Source organism: Ralstonia nicotianae (genome assembly GCF_018243235.1).
Classification (GTDB): domain Bacteria; phylum Pseudomonadota; class Gammaproteobacteria; order Burkholderiales; family Burkholderiaceae; genus Ralstonia; species Ralstonia nicotianae.
The window spans coordinates 3374225-3392596 of the sequence record NZ_CP046674.1; the positions used below are offsets into that span (position 1 = coordinate 3374225).

General features: G+C 68.0%; 15 protein-coding genes. 11 read left to right on the forward strand and 4 right to left on the reverse strand.

Annotation, left to right across the window (positions count from 1 at the left end; genetic code table 11):
• Positions 1 to 117: 117 nt before the first annotated feature.
• From GO999_RS15590 to GO999_RS15610, 5 genes are all read left to right on the forward strand, one after another.
• Positions 118 to 804, forward strand: a complete 687-nt coding sequence (locus GO999_RS15590) for a hydrolase (RefSeq protein WP_069078859.1) — start codon at positions 118 to 120, stop codon at positions 802 to 804.
• An 80-nt stretch (positions 805 to 884) separates the two neighbouring features.
• Positions 885 to 1175 (forward strand): XapX domain-containing protein, encoded by a 291-nt coding sequence (locus GO999_RS15595; RefSeq protein ID WP_020830958.1) that lies wholly within the window; start codon positions 885 to 887, stop codon positions 1173 to 1175.
• A 14-nt stretch (positions 1176 to 1189) separates the two neighbouring features.
• Entirely contained in the window at positions 1190 to 1627 is a 438-nt protein-coding gene (locus tag GO999_RS15600; protein ID WP_211906372.1) for a DoxX family protein, read from the forward strand.
• Between the two features lie 4 nt (positions 1628 to 1631).
• Positions 1632 to 3470 carry an amidohydrolase gene (locus tag GO999_RS15605; protein ID WP_211906373.1) on the forward strand — a complete coding sequence of 613 codons (1839 nt, stop codon included), beginning with the start codon at positions 1632 to 1634 and terminating at the stop codon, positions 3468 to 3470.
• The gene (locus tag GO999_RS15610) at positions 3460 to 4170 is read left to right on the forward strand and encodes a YoaK family protein (protein WP_011000205.1); all 711 of its coding nucleotides are present in this window, start codon (positions 3460 to 3462) and stop codon (positions 4168 to 4170) included. Before GO999_RS15605 ends, GO999_RS15610 begins: the two co-directional genes overlap by 11 nt.
• A gap of 698 nt (positions 4171 to 4868) precedes the next feature.
• Here GO999_RS15610 and icmF read toward each other — a convergent pair.
• Positions 4869 to 8168 (reverse strand): fused isobutyryl-CoA mutase/GTPase IcmF, encoded by a 3300-nt coding sequence (gene icmF / locus GO999_RS15615; RefSeq protein ID WP_211906374.1) that lies wholly within the window; start codon positions 8166 to 8168, stop codon positions 4869 to 4871.
• Positions 8169 to 8523: 355 nt separating this feature from the next.
• Here icmF and GO999_RS15620 point away from each other — a divergent pair, with 355 nt between their 5' ends.
• The 4 genes from GO999_RS15620 (at position 8524) to GO999_RS15635 (ending at position 12526) form a co-directional block, all read left to right on the forward strand.
• Complete coding sequence (locus GO999_RS15620) at positions 8524 to 9594, forward strand: hypothetical protein (protein ID WP_019717416.1); 1071 nt, start codon at positions 8524 to 8526, stop codon at positions 9592 to 9594.
• 172 nt (positions 9595 to 9766) lie between these two features.
• Complete coding sequence (locus GO999_RS15625) at positions 9767 to 10123, forward strand: DUF427 domain-containing protein (RefSeq protein WP_011000202.1); 357 nt, start codon at positions 9767 to 9769, stop codon at positions 10121 to 10123.
• A gap of 549 nt (positions 10124 to 10672) precedes the next feature.
• Positions 10673 to 11419 (forward strand): AraC family transcriptional regulator, encoded by a 747-nt coding sequence (locus GO999_RS15630; RefSeq protein ID WP_211906375.1) that lies wholly within the window; start codon positions 10673 to 10675, stop codon positions 11417 to 11419.
• Positions 11420 to 11545: 126 nt separating this feature from the next.
• The gene (locus GO999_RS15635; RefSeq protein ID WP_211906376.1) at positions 11546 to 12526 is read left to right on the forward strand and encodes a DMT family transporter; all 981 of its coding nucleotides are present in this window, start codon (positions 11546 to 11548) and stop codon (positions 12524 to 12526) included.
• 156 nt (positions 12527 to 12682) lie between these two features.
• Here the strand turns inward: GO999_RS15635 and GO999_RS15640 are convergent, their stop codons facing one another.
• Positions 12683 to 13489 (reverse strand): hypothetical protein, encoded by an 807-nt coding sequence (locus GO999_RS15640; RefSeq protein WP_020830950.1) that lies wholly within the window; start codon positions 13487 to 13489, stop codon positions 12683 to 12685.
• A gap of 418 nt (positions 13490 to 13907) precedes the next feature.
• On the opposite strand from GO999_RS15640, the gene GO999_RS15645 reads away from it, so the two are divergent.
• Entirely contained in the window at positions 13908 to 14543 is a 636-nt protein-coding gene (locus GO999_RS15645) for a LysE family translocator (RefSeq protein ID WP_211906377.1), read from the forward strand.
• A 7-nt stretch (positions 14544 to 14550) separates the two neighbouring features.
• Entirely contained in the window at positions 14551 to 15747 is a 1197-nt protein-coding gene (locus GO999_RS15650; RefSeq protein ID WP_211906378.1) for a low temperature requirement protein A, read from the forward strand.
• A gap of 211 nt (positions 15748 to 15958) precedes the next feature.
• Here the strand turns inward: GO999_RS15650 and GO999_RS15660 are convergent, their stop codons facing one another.
• Together GO999_RS15660 and GO999_RS15665 are read right to left on the reverse strand one after the other, a co-directional pair.
• Positions 15959 to 17167, reverse strand: a complete 1209-nt coding sequence (locus GO999_RS15660) for an aminotransferase-like domain-containing protein (RefSeq protein WP_211906379.1) — start codon at positions 17165 to 17167, stop codon at positions 15959 to 15961.
• Between the two features lie 326 nt (positions 17168 to 17493).
• A complete protein-coding gene (locus GO999_RS15665; RefSeq protein ID WP_197369619.1) occupies positions 17494 to 18087 on the reverse strand; it encodes a hypothetical protein in 594 nt (197 codons plus the stop codon).
• Positions 18088 to 18372: the final 285 nt, after the last annotated feature.

Consider the following 18372-nt stretch of genomic DNA (forward strand, 5'->3'; position numbering starts at 1 on the left):
TGTGGATGGCGCGCGGCTTCCTATCATTGACAGGCCGCCCACCGCAGCCGGAGCCATCGTTCCGGCTGCGCGGCGGCGCTCCTCATTCGGCGCCAAGCCCCTCAACCGGATACAGCGATGAGCAACCCCAAGCTGGAAGTGCTGACCCCGCAGAACTGTCAACTGATCTTCATCGACCATCAGCCGCAGATGGCCTTCGGCGTGCAGTCGATCGACCGCCAGGTCCTGAAGAACAACACGGTCGGCCTGGCCAAGGCCGCCAAGATCTTCGACATCCCCACCACCATCACCACCGTGGAGACGGAGGGCTTCTCCGGCTACACCTACCCCGAGCTGCTCGATGTGTTCCCGGGCAAGGAACTGCTCGAGCGCACCTCGATGAACTCCTGGGACGACCAGAAAGTGCGCGATGCCCTGGCCAGGAACGGCCGCAAGAAGGTGGTGGTCTCCGGCCTGTGGACAGAGGTCTGCAACACCACCTTCGCCCTGTGCGCCATGGCCGAGGGCGACTACGAGATCTACATGGTGGCCGACGCCTCGGGCGGCACGTCCAAGGAAGCGCACGACTACGCGATGCAGCGCCTGATCCAGGCCGGCGCGGTGCCGGTGACCTGGCAGCAGGTGCTGCTCGAATGGCAGCGCGACTGGGCCCGCCGCGACACCTATGACGCCGTGATGCAACTGGTGAAGGAACATTCGGGCGCCTACGGCATGGGTGTCGACTACGCCTACACCATGGTGCACAAGGCGCCGCAGCGCACCGCATCGCAGCACAAGGCGCTGGCCGCCGTGGCCGCCAGCTGAGGCGGCTCCGGGGTCATCTTCGCCAACGCGCTCGCGGTACCGCGCCGCGAGCGCTTCCGTGTCACGGCCAAGGAGTCCGCTTGAAGCCTTATCTGATCTCCCTGGGCGCCGGCATCCTGGTCGGCATCGTTTATGCGCTGCTGCACGTCCGCTCGCCGGCCCCGCCGACGATTGCGCTGGTCGGACTGCTGGGCATGCTGATCGGCGAGCAGATCGTGCCGGCCGCGCAGCGCCTGCTGGCCGGCGAGCCGCTGACGGTGGCGTGGTTCCGGCATGAGTGCGTGCCCAAGATCACCGGGGCACCGTCACCCAAGCCCGCGGTCGACGATGTCACCGTCACGGCGGCCGACCGCAGCCCGCCCACGACCTGAGGCGCGACGACCGCATGACACGCTCCGCCCAAACCCCTGACGCCGCTTCGCCGACGGCGGCGGCCGGCCCCGCGCGCGACACCGCCCTCGACGCCGGCCTGCTGTTCCTGCGCGTGGCGGGCAGCGCGCTGCTGCTCTACGTGCACGGCCTGCCCAAGGTGCTGCACTACAGCCAGGAACTGGCACGCATCGAAGACCCGTTCCGCCTGGGCGCCGCGCCGACGCTGCTGCTGGCGATCCTGTCCGAGACCGTGTGTCCGCTGCTGATCGCGCTGGGCATGCTGGCGCGGCTGGCCTGCCTGCCCATCGTCTTCCTGCTGCTGGTGGCCCTGCTCGTCGTGCATCGGGAATGGTCGATCGCCGACGCTCAGTTCGGCTGGCTGCTGCTGATCCTCTTCGTCACGGTGCTGATTGCCGGCCCGGGGCGCTTCTCGCTCTCTCCCAAAGCCTGAGACCATGACCGCCGACCTCATCCTGCACAACGGCCGCATCCACACCGTCGACCGCGACCGCCCCACCGCCAGCGCCGTCGCCGTGCGCGACGGCCGCTTCGTGGCCGTGAGCGACGACGCCACCGCGATGGCGCAGCGCGGCCCCGCCACCCGGGTGATCGACCTGCGCGGGCGCACCGTCATCCCCGGCCTCAACGATTCGCACCTGCACCTGATCCGCGGCGGGCTGAACTACAACCTCGAGCTGCGCTGGGAAGGCGTGCCGTCGCTGGCGGACGCGCTGCGCATGCTCCGGGAGCAGGCCGCGCGCACGCCGTCGCCGCAATGGGTGCGCGTGGTGGGCGGCTGGACCGAATTCCAGTTCGCCGAGCGCCGCATGCCCACGCTCGACGAGCTGAACCAGGCCGCGCCCGACACGCCGGTGTTCGTGCTGCACCTGTACGACCGCGCGCTGCTCAACCGCGCCGCGCTCAGGCAGGTCGGCTACACCCGGGACACGCCCAACCCGCCCGGCGGCGAAATCCAGCGCGATGCCGGCGGCGAGCCCACCGGCATGCTGATCGCCCGGCCCAACGCGATGATCCTGTACGCGACGCTGGCCAAGGGGCCGAAGCTGCCGCCCGAATACCAGGTCAACTCGACGCGACAGTTCATGCGCGAACTCAACCGTCTGGGCGTGACCAGCGCCATCGACGCGGGCGGCGGCTTCCAGAACTATCCGGAGGACTACGCCGTCATCCGCCAGCTGGCGCAGGAGAACCAGCTGACGGTGCGCATCGCCTACAACCTCTTCACGCAGAAGCCGAAGGAAGAGCTGGCCGACTTCAAGCACTGGACCGGCAGCGTGCCGTACCGCCAGGGCGACGACTTCCTGCGCCACAACGGCGCGGGCGAGATGCTGGTCTTCTCCGCCGCCGATTTTGAAGACTTCCTGCAGCCGCGCCCCGACCTGCCCGAGACCATGGAGCCGGAGCTGGAAGCCGTGGTGCGCCACCTGGTGGCGCAGCGCTGGCCGTTCCGCCTGCACGCCACCTACGACGAGTCGATCTCGCGCATGCTCGATGTGTTCGAGCGCGTGGATCGCGAGATTCCGTTCGACGGCCTGCCGTGGTTCTTCGACCATGCCGAGACCATCTCGCCGCGGAACATCGAACGCGTGCGCGCCCTCGGCGGCGGCATCGCCATCCAGGACCGCATGGCCTTCCAGGGCGAATACTTCGTCGAGCGCTACGGCGCGGCCGCCGCCGGGCAGACACCGCCCATCCAGCGCATGCTGGCCGAAGGCGTGCCGGTCGGCGCCGGCACCGATGCCACGCGCGTGTCGAGCTACAACCCGTGGACGTCGCTGTACTGGCTGGTGAGCGGGCGCACCGTCGGCGGCCTGCCGCTGTATCCGCAAGGCCTGCCGCGCGACGTGGCGCTCGCGCTGTACACGCACGGCAGCGCCTGGTTCTCGGCGGACCAGGGCAACAAGGGACAGATCAAGGTGGGGCAGCTGGCCGACCTGGCCGCGCTGTCGGCGGACTTCTTCTCGGTGGACGAAGCCGGCATCAAGGCCATCGAATCGGTGCTGACGGTGGTGGGCGGGCGCGTCGTCCACGGTGCCGCGGAGTTCACCGAATACGGGCCGCCACCGATTCCGGTGCTGCCGGAGTGGTCGCCGGTGGCGCGCGTGCCGGGGCACTGGCGGCCGGCCGCGCCGCTGCAGCGCCAGGTGCACCACTGCGCCGGCGCATGCGGGGTGCACGGCCATGCGCACCAGAAGGCGCGCACGGCCAACGTGCCTGCCGCCGATTTCCGCGCGTTCTGGGGCGCCTTCGGGTGTTCGTGCTTTGCGTTCTGAGGCCGGCGCCACCGCCCCGGCGGCCCCCGCGCGATCGGCGCGCTTCCTGATCGCGCAGGGCAGCCTGCTCGCCTTCGTCGCCGGCTACATCGACGTGGTCGGCTTCTCGGCGCTGTTCGGGCTGTTCACCGCGCACGTCACCGGCAACTTCGTGATGATCGGCGTAGAGCTGGCGCAGTCCGGCCAGGGCGTGCTGGCCAAGCTGCTGGCGCTGCCGGTGTTCGTGCTGGCGGTGGCATCGACCAAGCTGGCGGTGGCGGCGCTCGCGCGGCGCGGCACGGCGCCGATGCGGCCGCTGCTGCTGGCCCAGGCCGCGCTGCTGCTGGCGTTCATGGTGGCCGGTCTGCTGGCGCTGCCGATCCGGTCTGCCGACGCGCCGGCCACCATCCTCGTCGGGCTGATCGGCGTGGCGGCGATGGGCGTGCAGAACGCCAAGGCGCGCATCGTGCTGTCCGAGCACGCGCCCACCACCATCATGACGGGCAACACCACGCAGATCGTCATCGACGTGGTGGAACTGCTGTCGCCCGCCAGCACGCAGAAGGACATCGCCCGCACGCGCCTGCGCAAGATGACGCCGCCGCTGGCGGGCTTCGCCATCGGCGCGGTGCTGGGCGCGCTGGCGTTCGCGGCGCTGTCGTTCTGGTGCGTGGCGCCGCCCGTCGTCATCCTGCTGGTGCTGGCGGCGCTGCAGCGGTAGCTGGTCGGGCTCGTCTGTATGAGCGAATGCCGGTTGTTTGATTGGATGCGATTCGGCTGGATGTTGGTGGTGCATCCTGGGTTTCGTCCCCTGGCGGGGCTGGGCTTGGTGGTGCAACCCTTGTTTCATCCCCTGCCGGGGCTGACTCACTTTCTTTGTCTTGCCAAAGAAAGTAAGCAAAGAAAGGCGCGCCCGATGCGGCGACACCCTCCTTGAATTTTTGTTGCGGGGAGGGGAAGGGGGCAAACTCGCTTCGCTCAGACAGCCCCCTTCCTTTTTCCTCCCCGCAACAAAAATTCAAGGCGCCGCATAGGGCAAGGGCAAAGCAAACAATCTGACACTAGAGCTGCTACCAAGAATCGCTTTGGCGCTCGCTTGTGTTTCTCGATGGTTTGGCCGTTCCTGCCCTAGATGGCGCCTTGAATTTCTGTGACAGGGAGGAAAAAAGAGAGGGGCCTGTCTGAGCGAAGCGAGTTTGCCCCTCTCTCCTCCCTGTCACAGAAATTCAAGGAGGGGGTCGCCATCTCGGGCGCGCCTTTCTTTGCCTACTTTCTTTGGCAAGACAAAGAAAGTAGGTCAGCCCCGGCAGGGGATGAAACAAGGGTTGCACCACCAAGCCCAGCCCCGCCAGGGGACGAAACCCGGGATGAACCAACAACAAAAAACCAGCCCCCCAGCAAACCATCCCAATCAAACAGCTACATATTGCGCCGATACTGCCCCCCCACCTCGAACAGCGCGTGCGTGATCTGCCCGAGCGAGCAGACGCGCACCGCGTCCATCAGCACGGCAAACACGTTCTGGTCGTCGATCACGGCACGCTGCAAGCGCTGCAGCATGGCCGGCGCCTCGGCGGCGTGGCGGGCGTGGAAATCCGCCAGGCGGGCGAGCTGGCGCCGCTTCTCTTCCTCGCTCGAGCGGGCCAGCTCGATGTGCGCGGGCGCGGCGTGCCCCGCCTCCGGGTTGCGGAAGGTGTTGACACCGACGATGGGCAGCGAGCCGTCGTGCTTGCGCTGCTCGTACAGCATCGACTCCTCCTGGATCCTGCCGCGCTGGTAGCCGGTCTCCATCGCGCCGAGCACGCCGCCGCGCTCGGCGAGGCGCTCGAACTCCCGCAGCACGGCCGCCTCCACCAGATCGGTCAGCTCGTCGATGATGAAGCTGCCCTGGTTCGGGTTCTCGCACTTGGCCAGGCCCCACTCGCGGTTGATGATGAGCTGGATCGCCAGCGCGCGCCGCACCGACTCGGTCGTCGGCGTGGTGATGGCCTCGTCGTAGGCGTTGGTGTGCAGGCTGTTGCAGTTGTCGTAGATGGCGATCAGCGCCTGCAGCGTGGTGCGGATGTCGTTGAAGGCGATCTCCTGCGCGTGCAGCGAGCGGCCCGAGGTCTGCACGTGGTACTTGAGCTTCTGGCTGCGCTCGTTGGCGCCATACTTATCGCGCATCGTCACCGCCCAGATGCGGCGCGCCACGCGGCCCAGCACGCTGTACTCCGGGTCCATGCCGTTGGAGAAGAAGAACGACAGGTTGGGCGCGAAATCATCGATGTGCATGCCGCGCGCGAGGTACGCCTCCACATACGTGAAGCCGTTGGCGAGCGTGAAGGCCAGTTGCGAGATCGGGTTCGCCCCGGCCTCGGCGATGTGGTAGCCGGAGATCGACACCGAGTAGAAGTTGCGCACCTGGTGGTGCACGAAATATTCCTGGATGTCGCCCATCACCTTGAGCGAGAACGCGGTCGAGAAGATGCAGGTGTTCTGGCCCTGGTCTTCCTTGAGGATGTCGGCCTGCACCGTGCCGCGCACGTTCTGCAGCACCCAGGCGCGGATCTTCGCCTCCTCGCCCTCGGTCGGCTCGCGGCCGTTGTCGGCGCGGAACCTGGCGAGGTTCTGGTCGAGGGCGGTGTTCATGAACATCGCCAGGATGGTCGGCGCGGGGCCGTTGATCGTCATCGAGACGGAGGTGTTCGGGCTGGTCAGGTCGAAGCCGTCGTACAGCACCTTCAGGTCGTCGAGCGTGGCGATCGACACGCCCGCGTTGCCGATCTTGCCGTAGATGTCGGGACGCGGGTCGGGGTCTTCGCCGTACAGCGTGACGGAGTCGAACGCGGTGGACAGCCGCTTGGCCTCCATGCCCTCGGAGACCAGCTTGAAGCGGCGATTGGTGCGCAAGGCATCGCCCTCGCCGGCGAACATGCGGGTCGGGTCTTCACCGCCCACGTCACCCCGGCGCTTGAAGGCGAACACGCCGGCCGTGTACGGGAAGCTGCCCGGCACGTTCTCGCGCATCAGCCAGCGCAGGATCTCGCCGTCGTCTTCGTACGGCGGCAGCACGACCTTGCGCAGGGTGGTGCCCGACAGCGTGGTGTACGTGAGCGGCGTGCGCAGCTCACGGTCGCGGATCTTGACGACGTATTCGTCGCCGGCATATGCGCGGCGCAGATCGGGCCACATCGCGAGCAGCTTGCGCTCGGCGGCGCCGAGCCGGGCATCGCGCTCGGCGGCTTGCGCGTCGAGCGCGGTCAGCACGTCGGCCGCCGCGCCAGCGGCTTCCAGCATGCGGCGGCTGGCTTGCAGCTGCTGGCGCTCGCGGGCGAGGCCGCTCTGCGCATCGACGCGGCGGTGATAGCCGCGCACCGTGTCGGCCACCTCGGCCAGGTAGCGCACGCGGGCGGGCGGCACGATGGCGTCGTGGCTGGTCGAGCAGGTGCCGGCCGGACGCGGCAGCGTGCGCTCGGCCAGCGCCATGCCGCGCTCGGCCAGCCGGTCGGCCAGCGCGTGGTAGAGCGCGGTCACGCCGTCGTCGTTGAAGTGCGAGGCCTGGGTGCCAAACACCGGCATGTCTTCCGGCTTGGCGTGCCATTGCTCGCGGTTGCGCTGCACCTGCTTGGCGACGTCGCGCCAGGCATCCTGCGCGCCCTTGCGGTCGAACTTGTTGATCGCCACCAGGTCGGCAAAGTCGAGCATATCGATCTTCTCCAACTGGCTGGCCGCGCCAAATTCCGGCGTCATCACGTACAGCGACAGATCGGCATGCGGCACGATGGCCGCATCGCCCTGGCCGATGCCCGAGGTCTCGACGATGACGAGATCGAAGCCGCCCGCGCGGCACGCGGCGATCACGTCCGGCAGCGCGTCGGAAATCTCGCTGCTCGCCTCGCGCGTGGCCAGCGAGCGCACGAAGAGGTTCGGGTGGTTGATCGCGTTCATGCGGATGCGGTCGCCCAGCAGCGCCCCGCCCGACTTGCGCCGCGACGGATCGATCGAGATCACGGCGATGCGCAGGCGGTCGTGCTGGTCGAGCCGGAAGCGGCGGATCAGCTCGTCGGTCAGCGACGACTTGCCCGCGCCGCCCGTGCCCGTGATGCCGAGCACCGGCGTGTGCGCCGTGGCCGCGCGCGCGTGCACGGCCTGGCGCAGCGCCGGGTCGATGCGCCCCGATTCCAGAGCGGTGATCAGTTGCGCAAGCGCACGCCGATCGCCCTTGGCGACAGGCTCCAGCGTCGTCGGCGCATACGCAGCGAGATCGATATCGCAGCGCCGCACCATGTCGGCGATCATGCCGGCCAGGCCCATGCGCTGGCCGTCCTCCGGACTGTAGATGCGCGCCACGCCGTAGTCCTGCAGCTCGCGGATCTCGGCCGGCACGATCACCCCGCCGCCGCCGCCGAACACCTGGATGTGCTCGCCGCCGCGCGCGCGCAGCGCGTCGATCATGTATTTGAAGTACTCGACGTGGCCGCCCTGGTAGCTGGACACGGCAATGCCCTGCACATCCTCCTGCAGGGCCGCGTTGACCACCTCGTCCACCGAGCGGTTGTGCCCCAGGTGGATCACCTCGCAACCCATCGACTGCAGGATGCGCCGCATGATGTTGATGGACGCATCGTGGCCGTCGAACAACGAAGCCGCCGTGACGAAGCGCACCTTGTTGCTCACCGCGCCGGGCTCGCTCACAGACGTCGGTTCGGCCGCGCGGGCGGCGGAAAGATCGGTCATGTCTCCACCTTCGATGAGGTGCCGGCGCTGGATGTGTTGTCGGCCGCACAAGGCGCGGCGTGCCGGTCGGCTGTTCAGGACACAGTATTTTCGCCGTTTACGTAAACGTCAACCAGGCACCCTCCACGCGTGCCGGCGGCCGTCCGGCGGATCACCGGGCGCAAGCATTGCTTGTTCCGTCCGCCATAGGAAGAAACAACGCCGGACGCGGTTGGGTGTTTTCTCGATTGGTGCAAACGATACACTTCGCTACACTCGCGCTGCACCGCTGAACCCGCCGGGCCCGTTCCGCCGGCCGACAAGGCGGTGCAGCCCATTCCAACAACACGCCTCGCCTTCCCTGGGGGAAATCCGCATGCCGAGTCGCATGCCTTCGCGCCACCGGCGCTGGCCGCGCTGGCTCTTGATTGCCACACTGGCGTGGCCCTTGCACGCCATCGCGTGGGACTACACGCCGGGCGCCATCCCCGGCCTGGTCAGCCTGCTCGGCTTCCTGACCGTGCAGACGCAGGCCATCGACCGCGCCATCCAGCGCTTTCCCGCCCAGCGCGAGGAACTGATCCGCGCCCGCACGCAGTTCGACAACGCGTTTCCGCAGGCGCTGGCCCGCACGCGCCGGCTGATCGCCGGCCTGCCGCTGACCGACGACGAACGCCAGTTGCTGATCGAGCGCGTGCTCGATGCCCATCAGCCCAGCGTCGCGACCGCCACCCAGAACGAGCAGACCGCCCATGCGCTGGCCGAGCGCGTCAGCGTACGCGCCCAGGGCAACCAGGACCGGGTCAACCTGCAGATGCTGCTGGCGGTGGTCTACGACGATCGTCCGAGCGACGAACTGGCCAGCCGCTTCACCCAGAACATCACGTTCACGGACTGGCCGAACGCCCGCGGCACCAGCCTGACGATGCACCTGCCGTTCTCGTGGGAGCGCGTGCCGCCCATTTCCCCGCGCCGGCCCGACCCGGCGCGCGTGGCCATCGGCGCATGGGCCAACCAGGGCGGCGCGGGCCTGTCGCGGATCGAGCTGGTGATCCGCCCCACCGAGGGCGAGCCCGAGACGGTGCCCGGCGGCAACCACGAGCCGCGCTGGCTGCGCGACGCCGTGCGCCAGGCGGTGGCGCTGCCCTGCCGGCTGCTCGGCTGGGGGCCGCAGTCGTTCGGCGGCCGTGCCGGCGCCTGGGCCAGCTATATCGTCGAGGCGCCTGGGCCGCGCGTGCCGCGCTTGACAGGCAGCACCCTGGTCGGCCGCGTGTTCGTGGTGCCGACCGACGGCGCGCTGGTCATGCTGCACATGCAATCGCCAGCCACCTCGCCCGAGCAGGCCAGCACCGTGCGCCAGCGCTACGAGCCCCTGTGGAACGCCGTCGCGACCACGCTGACCGTCACCGGCGCCAAGCCCGCCGCGCACGAAGCCTCGGCGCGGTAACGCGCCATCCGCTTCGGCGTCCGCCACGCGCCCTCCGCCCCCGAGGTTGCGCCGGATCAAGGGCCGCCACGCCAGGCCTCGCGCGCGGCATGCAAGGCCCGCGGCGCTTGCTACAGTGGAAACGGGCCCCCGCCCCGGCGGCGGGGTTTCCGCCACCCCGCAGGAGCGCCGCATGTCCGACATCGACCCCAATCACCCGATCACCGTCGCACCCAACCCGCGCCGCGTCACGGTGGTCTTCAATGGCTACACCATCGCCGATACGCGGCAGGCCCGCACGCTGCGGGAAGCATCGCTGGCGCCGGTGCAGTACATCCCGCGCGATGACGTGCAGATGAACCACCTGGAGCGCACCCACCATCACACGCACTGCCCGTACAAAGGCGATGCGGCGTACTACACCATCGTCACCGGCGACACGCGGGCGGAAAACGCCGTGTGGACATACGAGCACGCCCTGCCCGTCGCGCGCGAGGTGGAGCGCTTCCTGGCGTTCTATCCGAACCAGGTGACGATTACGGAGGAATGACTGACACGCCGCTGTCACGCAGGCACGGCAGCATGTCTTACGTTCCTCTTCTCACGGGTCCGCCCCGTGAAAGTTCGAGCCCGGCAGTTGGCCGGGTATTTTTTTGCCTCGGCGCGCCGGGCTGCGGAGTGCCCCGGCCCATCGCGAGCGGTCTCCGCCCTGTCCGGCGGCAAGAGGCCATGTCCTCACCGCCCCTGCGCTGGACGATCGGCCTTTCGCTGCGCGGGCGGATACTGACACCGGCAGCATCCGGATCACCCCCTTGCTTTCACGGCCCCGGCGCTCGGGGACGCCGGGACCGGCGTCGTACGGCTGCCCCAAAGCGGGACGGACATGGCGGTTCGGCAAGCACGACTTCGAGGGCGGCAGCCGGGCACAGAATGTGCCCCCGGAAGGGACGCAGCCTGCCATGGGAGCGGCATCCCCAACCCGATCGAGACGGACGCGAACCGCAGATGGGAGTACGCTACGGCCACGAAACCGCCGTGACGATACGCGCCTCCATTCCCACCTCCCGGTGGTCCGATTGAACAGGTAGAACAGGCAGCCATGCTGGATTTCCGCACCTACGGCCTCGCCGCCCCGCCCCATGCCCACGACTTCGTGCAGGTCGTGATGCCGTCGCGCGGCGTGCTGGCGATGGAGGTGGACGGCCGCGCCGGCTGCGTCGACGCGCACCACGCCGCACTGATCCCGGCCGGCGCCACGCATGCCTTCGAAGCCGCCGGGTCGAACGCCTTCATCGTGCTGGACATCGCCACGCCCGCGCTCGAAACGCCCGACCTCGACGGCCTGGCCGAGCGGGTGTTCTTCGCGCTCACGCCCGGCCTGCGCGCGCTGGCCGCCTGGCTGCACAGCGCCCAAGCGCCGCACGCCAGGCCGGTGCTCGATCCCGCACTGGCACAGGCATGGTCATCGCTGGCGCTGGCGACGCTGGCTGCGCACCCGGCCAACCGGTCGACGCAGTACCAGGTACGCCCCGATCCGCGCGCCGAACGCGCATGGCGGATGATCGAGCAGCACTATGCGCAGCCGCTCACCGTGCAAGCGCTGGCCGCCGAAGTGGGGCTGAGCGCCCGGCGGCTGGCCGCGCTGTTCCGTGCCGCCTACGGCACCACGCTGCACGCGCGGCTGGCGGCGGTGCGGCTCGGCCATGCGCTGCGGCTGCTGGAGCGCACCGCGCTGCCGATCGCCGAGATCGCCGCCCGCACCGGCTATTACGACCAGAGCGCGCTGACCCGCCATCTCAAGGCCGCCCACGGCATCACGCCCGCGGCCGTGCGGTGCGGCGGCTGAGCGCCGCGCTGCCAGCGTTCCCGTTTCCGCATTTGCCAAGCGGTGTCCGGCTTCGCCAAGACGGGGCGGCACCGGCGCGCGCACAGTGCCGGTCCGATCATTGTCTTTTCACGGACCGGCATTCCGATGGCTGTTGGCAACACCCCCTCCGCAACACGACTGACGCACGCGCTGCACGATGCGCGGCGCGACCGCCTGACCGGGCTCGGCTGCGGCATCGCGGCCGGCGCGCTGTGGGGCATCATCTTCGTGGCGCCGCGCATGCTGCCGGCGTTCTCGCCGCTGGCGCTGTCGGCGGCACGGTATCTGCTGTACGGCGTGCTGTCGCTCGCGCTGGCCCTGCCGGTCTGGCGCCCGCTGTGGCGCAAGACCACGCGGCGGGACTGGCTGGCGCTGGTGTTGCTGTCGCTGCCGGGCAACGTGCTCTATTACCTGTGCGTGGCGGGCGGCGTGCAGCGCGCCGGGGTGGCGCCGGTGTCGCTGATCGTCGGGCTGCTGCCGGTCACCGTCACCCTGGCGGGTGCGGCCGAGCACGGCAGCCTGCCGCTGCGCCGGCTCGCGCTGCCGCTGCTGATGGCGGCGGCCGGCGTGGCCTGCATCTACGCCGATGCCCCCGCCACGCAAGCCGGCGCCGGCGGCGCCACCCATCTGCTCGGGCTGCTGATGGCGGCGGGCGCGCTGGCCTGCTGGACCTTCTATGCGGTCTGCAATGCACGGTACCTGCGCAGGCACCCGCAATTCACCAGCCGCGAATGGTCGCTGCTGACCGGCATCGCCACCGGCGCCCTGTCGCTCGTGCTCGCCGTACCGGCCTTCCTGATGCCGGGGATGGCGACCGCCGCACCGCAACCCGCATCGGCGTGGGGGCTGTTCTGGCTCGTCAATACCGGCGTGGCGCTGGGGGCGTCGGTGCTCGGCAACAGCCTGTGGAACACCGCGAGCCGCAAGCTGCCGCTGACCCTGTCGGGGCAGATGATCGTGTTCGAGACGGTGTTCGCGCTGCTCTACGGATTCATCCAGGAAGGACGATGGCCGCATGGGCTGGAAGTGGCGGCAGCGCTGTTGCTGATGGGTGGGGTCGGGCTGGCTGCGCGTCGGCATGTTTAGCGCGGCCGGCAAGGCCCGGGCATCGCCCGGAAACGCGTGAGCCTTGCGGGTTGCATGGCCCGGACGAGCGCGACGGAAGGCATTGCCGCTCGCGCCCCCTTCCGGGCGCCGTCAGGCGCTCCGGCCGGAGCACCTGACACGCGTCGGGTAACGCGCTTACACCGTCTCGTAGGCGAGTTCGGGGAAGCACAGCTCGAACTTCGCGTTCGGCTGTTTCTGGCTCGTCGAAGCCTGGGTCCAGCCGATGATGGTCTGCTTGTCGATCGCCGCGAGCTCCTTGGCATACGTACGGATCAGCGAACTCAGCACCAGGTACCTGGTGCGCCGCACTTCGTACCACTGGGTCGAAACCTCCGATTTCCCGTTCTTATCATGCGTCATGGCAAGTGCCGTGTAATAGATCATGATCGTCGGGTTTTCCGGGTTCGAATAGTCGATGGTGGACTGGGAAAACATCGTTTTCTTGTCCTTTGCATGCGACTGGCTGAATACGTTTTCAGCCATTTCCCGGATCGCGTTCTTCAGCTTGTCCTTGTCCTGCTGCGAAACGCCGTCATACAGGCCGACGATCGAATTGATCAGTTTGTTGTAATCCTTTCCTTCAAAAAACCGCTCGTTTCCGTCGTGCGTGAGCAGATGAAAGAACGGCGTATTGTCGATTTCTTCGACATAGCGGTCGAAGTCCTTTGCCAGCACGTCCAGCGTGTCCTTCGCCGGGTGGAAGTTCGCGCGCTTCTGCGCGTGATTCATGATGCTGGCAATCGCCGTCGGCAGGTTCCTCGGGTCCGAATAGATCGCCTCCCCTTTTGCGCCGGGATCGGACGTGTCTTTCCCGAGAAAATCCCCGACCGCTGCAGCGCTGTCGAAGGAGGTCTGCTCGGCCAGGAACACGGAGCGCGAGTCCTTCTTTACAAGACCCAGCTTGACCCAGGAAGACACCTTGTTATCAATACCGCCCGCCATATCTCTCTCCAATGGAAAATAAATAAACGGAAAAGCGATTTACAGCGAAATCAATTCCGCCGCCTCGCGAAATACGGTTATAGGCCACCCCGCTCCCGTACCCCCCCGTTAACCTTGACAGGTGACGCCCGCCGCCGCCGCCACGCAAACGCGACACGCTTTAACACCGGGCGGAATGACTAAGCCGTACCGTGTAGATTCGCTTCAGGTGACGCTCATGATGGCCCGCGCATCGGTGTGGACGAATGGGTGTGACCGGGTTGCGGGCACGTGACCGTGCCCGGTACAGCAAGCACCATGGCGGCGGCGTCCCTGCCCAGGCCGGAACCAGGGATGAACCGCCTCCCATTTGACGCCCTCCGGATTTCATGGATAACTGTCCCCACCCATTCACACCCTCCCAGACCAGGAGCCCACCATGCCCCTGCACACTTGGCTGGCCTTCATCGGCGCGAGCCTCATCGTCCTGCTGATTCCCGGCCCGACCATCCTGCTGGTGATCGGCGATTCGCTGGCCAACCGCGGGCGTTCGGCATGGAGCACGGTGGCCGGCGTGGCCGCCGGGGATACCACGGCGATGGCCGTGTCGCTGGCCGGGGCGGGTGCGCTGCTGGCCGCATCGGCGGCGGCGTTCACGGTGCTGAAGCTGGTCGGGGGCTCGTACCTCGTCTACCTGGGCATCCGGTCGATCCTGACCGCGCGGCGCCTGCGCGACGATGCGCCCGAGGCCGTCATCCCGATGCAGCCGAAGTCCGCCCGGCGCCGCTTCCTGTCGGCCTGGACGGTGACGGCGCTGAACCCCAAGAGCATCGTCTTCTTCGTCGCCTTCGTGCCGCAGTTCATCTCGGCGGACCAGACCTTCGTGTCGCAGGGCGCGATCCTGCTGCCGACCTTCGTCTGCCTGGCCGCGCTGAATGCATCGATGTACGCGCTGGCCGCCCGGCTGCTGGCCCGCCAGCTGACCAGCGTGGCCGCGCAGCGCCGCTTCGGCTATACCGGCGGCGCGGTGCTGCTGGGCGCCGGCACGATCACGCTCGGCATGCAGTCGGGCTGACCCCGCCATGCCGCGCAGCTACCTCCGCCCCGCGCCGTCCGGCGCGCACGGCCATCACCGCGTCACCAATATCGAGCTGTTCTTCGATCTGGTGTTCGTGTTCGCGGTGACGCAGCTGTCGCACCTGCTGATCGGCAATTTCACCCTCGCGGGCGGCGCGCAGACACTGCTGCTGATGCTGGCCGTGTGGTGGGTGTGGATCTTCACTTCGTGGGTCACCAACTGGCTGGACCCGGAGCAGCTCGCCATCCGCCTCCTGCTGCTGGTGCTGATGACGGCGGGGCTGCTGCTGTCGGCGTCGCTGCCGCAGGCGTTCGGCTCGCGCGGGCTGGCGTTCGCGCTCGCTTACGTCTTCATGCAGTTCGGCCGCACGCTGTTCTTCCTGTGGGCGGTGCGCGGCGAATCGCTGGGCATGCGACGCAACTTCCAGCGCATCGCCACGTGGCTGGGCGTCTCGGCGGTGTTCTGGCTGGCGGGCGGCCTCGCGGAGGGGCCGGCGCGCTGGGCCGCCTGGATCGCCGCGCTCGGCATCGAATGGCTCGGACCGTCGGCGGGCTTCTACACCCCCGGCCTGGGCCGCTCGACGGTCGACGACTGGCATGTCGAAGGCGGCCACATGGCCGAGCGCTGCTCGCTGTTCATCATCATTGCGCTGGGCGAATCGGTGCTGGTCACCGGCTCGACCTTCGCCGGGCTCGACTGGAGCCCGGCCAGCATCGCCGCGATGGCGTTGTCGTTCATCGGCAGCCTGGCGATGTGGTGGCTGTACTTCGACACCATCGCCGAGCGCGGCAGCCACACCATCTCGCACGCGGCCGATCCCGGGCGGCTGGCGCGATTGGCCTACACCTACATCCACGTGCTGCTGGTGGCGGGCATCATCGTCGGCGCGGCGGCCGATGAATTCGTGCTGGCGCATCCGGTGGGGCATCCGCACCCGGGCACGGCGCTGGCGGTGCTCGGCAGCGCCGCGCTCTACCTGCTCGGCAACCTGCTCTTCAAGTGCGCGATCTTCGGGCGGGCCCGCGCGGCGCACATGCTGGGGCTGGCGGCGCTGGGACTGATCGGACTGGTGGCGGCCGCACTGCCGGCGCTGGCGGTCTCCGCGCTGGCGACGCTGGTGCTGTGCGGCTCGGCGGCATGGGAGTGGTACACCCGCGCGTGCGAGGTGCCCACCACCCCCGGCCACGGACACCGCGCCTAGCCGGCCAGCAAGCGGATCGCCAGCCCGGCCGCGCCGCACCCCAGGATGACCGGGATCACGCCCACGCGATAGCGAAACAGCGCCACGCCGGCGGCCAGCCCGATCGCGGCGGACGTGCCGTCGAAGCGCCCGCCCTATCCCGCACGGCCGATGCCAGATGACGAATCAGCGCCCCACCCCGTGAGAGCGCTGGTGCAGAGCGACGCCCCCCTCAGGCGGCCGCCAGCTCGCCGATCGCCCCCGCCAGCTTGCGTACCCCCTCCTCCACCTGGGCAAGCGACGAGGTGGCATACGACAGGCGCAGCGTCGAGCGGTCCGGATCGACCGGATAGAACGCCGCCCCCGGCACGAAGGCCACGCCGCGCTCGATGGCGATCCGGGCGACGTCCGCCGCGTTGCGGCCGGGCAGGCGACTCCACAGGAACATGCCGCCGCGCGGACGGTTGAAGGTCAGCTCGGCCTCGGGCAGCAGCGCGCGCAGGCCGTCGGCCATGGCGTGGGCGCGCTCGGCATAGGCGGCGCGCGTGCGCGGCAGCACGGTCTCCATGCGCTGGCTGCGCAGGTAGGCGGCGGCGGTGGCCTGCGCGAAGGTGGAGGTGTGCGCGTCGGCAAACTGCTTGACCATCACCGCGTTGGACAGCACCAGCGACGGCGCGATCATCCAGCCCACCCGCAGGCCCGGCGCCACCACCTTGGACAGGCTGCCCAGGTAGACCACGCGGCCCTGCGCGCCGTCGGTCTGCTGGCTGAGCGCGAACAGCGAAGGCGGCGGCGGCGCGTCGAAGTACAGCTCGCCATACGGGTCGTCCTCGACGATCAGCAGGTCATGGCGCACGGCCAGCGCCAGCAGGCGCCGGCGGCGCTCCAGGCTCATCAGCGCGCCGCTCGGGTTGCCGAAGTTGGGGATCACGTAGAGGAACTTGGGGCGGCCGGCGGCGAGCGCGCGCTCCAGCGCATCGAGGTCCAGGCCGTCTTCATCGGTCGGCACGCCGGCCACCTTGGCGCCATACAGCTTGAAGGCCTGGATGGCGGCGAGGAAGGTCGGGGCCTCGGTCAGCACCGTGTCGCCTTCGCCGATCAGCACCTTGCCCAGCAGGTCCAGCCCCTGCTGCGAGCCGGTGGTGACGAGGATGTCGGTGTTGGCCACCGTGGCGCCGCGCGCCTGCATCAGCGTGACGATGGCTTCGCGCAGCGGCTCGAACCCCTCGGTGGCGCCGTATTGCAGCGCGCGCGCCGCGTCGGTGGCGAGCGCGCTGTCGGCGGCGGCCTTCAGGCCCTCGACGTCGAACAGCGCCGCATCCGGAAAGCCGCCGGCAAACGAAATCAGGCCCGGCTTGCCGAGCACCTTGAAGAGTTCGCGGATGGCCGAAGTCTCGACGTTTTGCAGGCGGGGGGCGAGCAGCGATTGCAGGAAATCCATGGCGTGCGGGAAATGAAGAAAGGGAAATCAGGTTCGAGTGCCCGCACTTTACGTGATGTCGCTCGCGCGCGCATGCGGATTACGCCGGATGCCGACGATGACGATCGATCCGATGCCCCCTCCCGCGCCGATCGCCAAAGCGGACGTGCGCCCGCCGGCCGGATGGTGCGATACCGGCGTGCCCGTTCTTCAGGCCGTCGCAACGCATACCGAGGGACGGGAAGGAAGCGGGAAGGAAGCCGATGGACATGTGCTTCGCCCAAGACAGGGCAGCGTCACCGCATCAAACATTCTGGCGCGGGCGCAGAAGCACTTAACAGTGATTTTCAGCCATCACTGTCGGAATCCGATTGCACCGCTCTCAGCAGATCGCCGGCCTCTTCCAACGAAATGCTGTGGCCATCGGCCTCCATTTCCCCTTTGAAAATACGAGCATTACCTTCGGCGGGACTACCCTTGGAGCCAAGGACATGGCTGGAAGGAATGTCTTCGTTCGTTCTGAGGCAAGACGTACCGGCGTCGGGATCTTCCTCGATGGCGAAATGATTCATGACGCCTATGGTACGAACCAGTGCGGGGCGATCGCCGCAATGACGGCTGACCATTCTGGCGAAGCGCTTCGCAACCTCCTTTTTTTCAGCAAAGTAGTGGTGGCTGCTGGAAGCCACTGCCGCATCGAAATTGGATTGAATTCCCGCATAGGCAGTGATGGAGCCCGCGGATTTATTCTCCAGCCGAAACCCATTGCGCTGGATGGAACGCCTTGAGCGAAGGGTTGTTCCGTGAAACAGGACGGAATGCTCATAGACTTCTCTGGCCTGCGCTTTTGACACGACCGGCATTTTTTCATCACGATCATCGCTTTGCGATGAAAGATCCGGCCAATGTCGGCCCCAGAAACCGGAAATGCGACTGGACATGGTTCAAATGATCTCGGCGAACGGTGGAACGGTGGAACGGTGGAACGGTGGAACGGTGGAACGGTGGAACGGCACTCAAACACAATTGAATGTATTGAGCTGCACGACTTTACTGAACAATCACGCCAGGATCGTATATGGCCGAGATGGAATTTGCGCCGCATCAAAAATCATTGACCACAATCGCGACCATATTCATCAATCAAGAACATCGGAAAACAAAATCAGGTCTTCGCACGGATCCATTCCCAAGCGGCCCATGCAGCATGGATCGACGGCCCGGCC

Coding starts and splice junctions, on each gene's coding strand:
- GO999_RS15590 (WP_069078859.1), top strand. CDS start 118: ATGAGCAACCCCAAGCTGGAAGTGCTGACCCCGCAGAACTGTCAACTG.
- GO999_RS15600 (WP_211906372.1), top strand. CDS start 1,190: ATGACACGCTCCGCCCAAACCCCTGACGCCGCTTCGCCGACGGCGGCG.
- GO999_RS15605 (WP_211906373.1), top strand. CDS start 1,632: ATGACCGCCGACCTCATCCTGCACAACGGCCGCATCCACACCGTCGAC.
- icmF (WP_211906374.1), bottom strand. CDS start 8,168: ATGACCGATCTTTCCGCCGCCCGCGCGGCCGAACCGACGTCTGTGAGC.
- GO999_RS15620 (WP_019717416.1), top strand. CDS start 8,524: ATGCCGAGTCGCATGCCTTCGCGCCACCGGCGCTGGCCGCGCTGGCTC.
- GO999_RS15625 (WP_011000202.1), top strand. CDS start 9,767: ATGTCCGACATCGACCCCAATCACCCGATCACCGTCGCACCCAACCCG.
- GO999_RS15630 (WP_211906375.1), top strand. CDS start 10,673: ATGCTGGATTTCCGCACCTACGGCCTCGCCGCCCCGCCCCATGCCCAC.
- GO999_RS15635 (WP_211906376.1), top strand. CDS start 11,546: ATGGCTGTTGGCAACACCCCCTCCGCAACACGACTGACGCACGCGCTG.
- GO999_RS15640 (WP_020830950.1), bottom strand. CDS start 13,489: ATGGCGGGCGGTATTGATAACAAGGTGTCTTCCTGGGTCAAGCTGGGT.
- GO999_RS15645 (WP_211906377.1), top strand. CDS start 13,908: ATGCCCCTGCACACTTGGCTGGCCTTCATCGGCGCGAGCCTCATCGTC.
- GO999_RS15650 (WP_211906378.1), top strand. CDS start 14,551: ATGCCGCGCAGCTACCTCCGCCCCGCGCCGTCCGGCGCGCACGGCCAT.
- GO999_RS15660 (WP_211906379.1), bottom strand. CDS start 17,167: ATGGATTTCCTGCAATCGCTGCTCGCCCCCCGCCTGCAAAACGTCGAG.
- GO999_RS15665 (WP_197369619.1), bottom strand. CDS start 18,087: ATGTCCAGTCGCATTTCCGGTTTCTGGGGCCGACATTGGCCGGATCTT.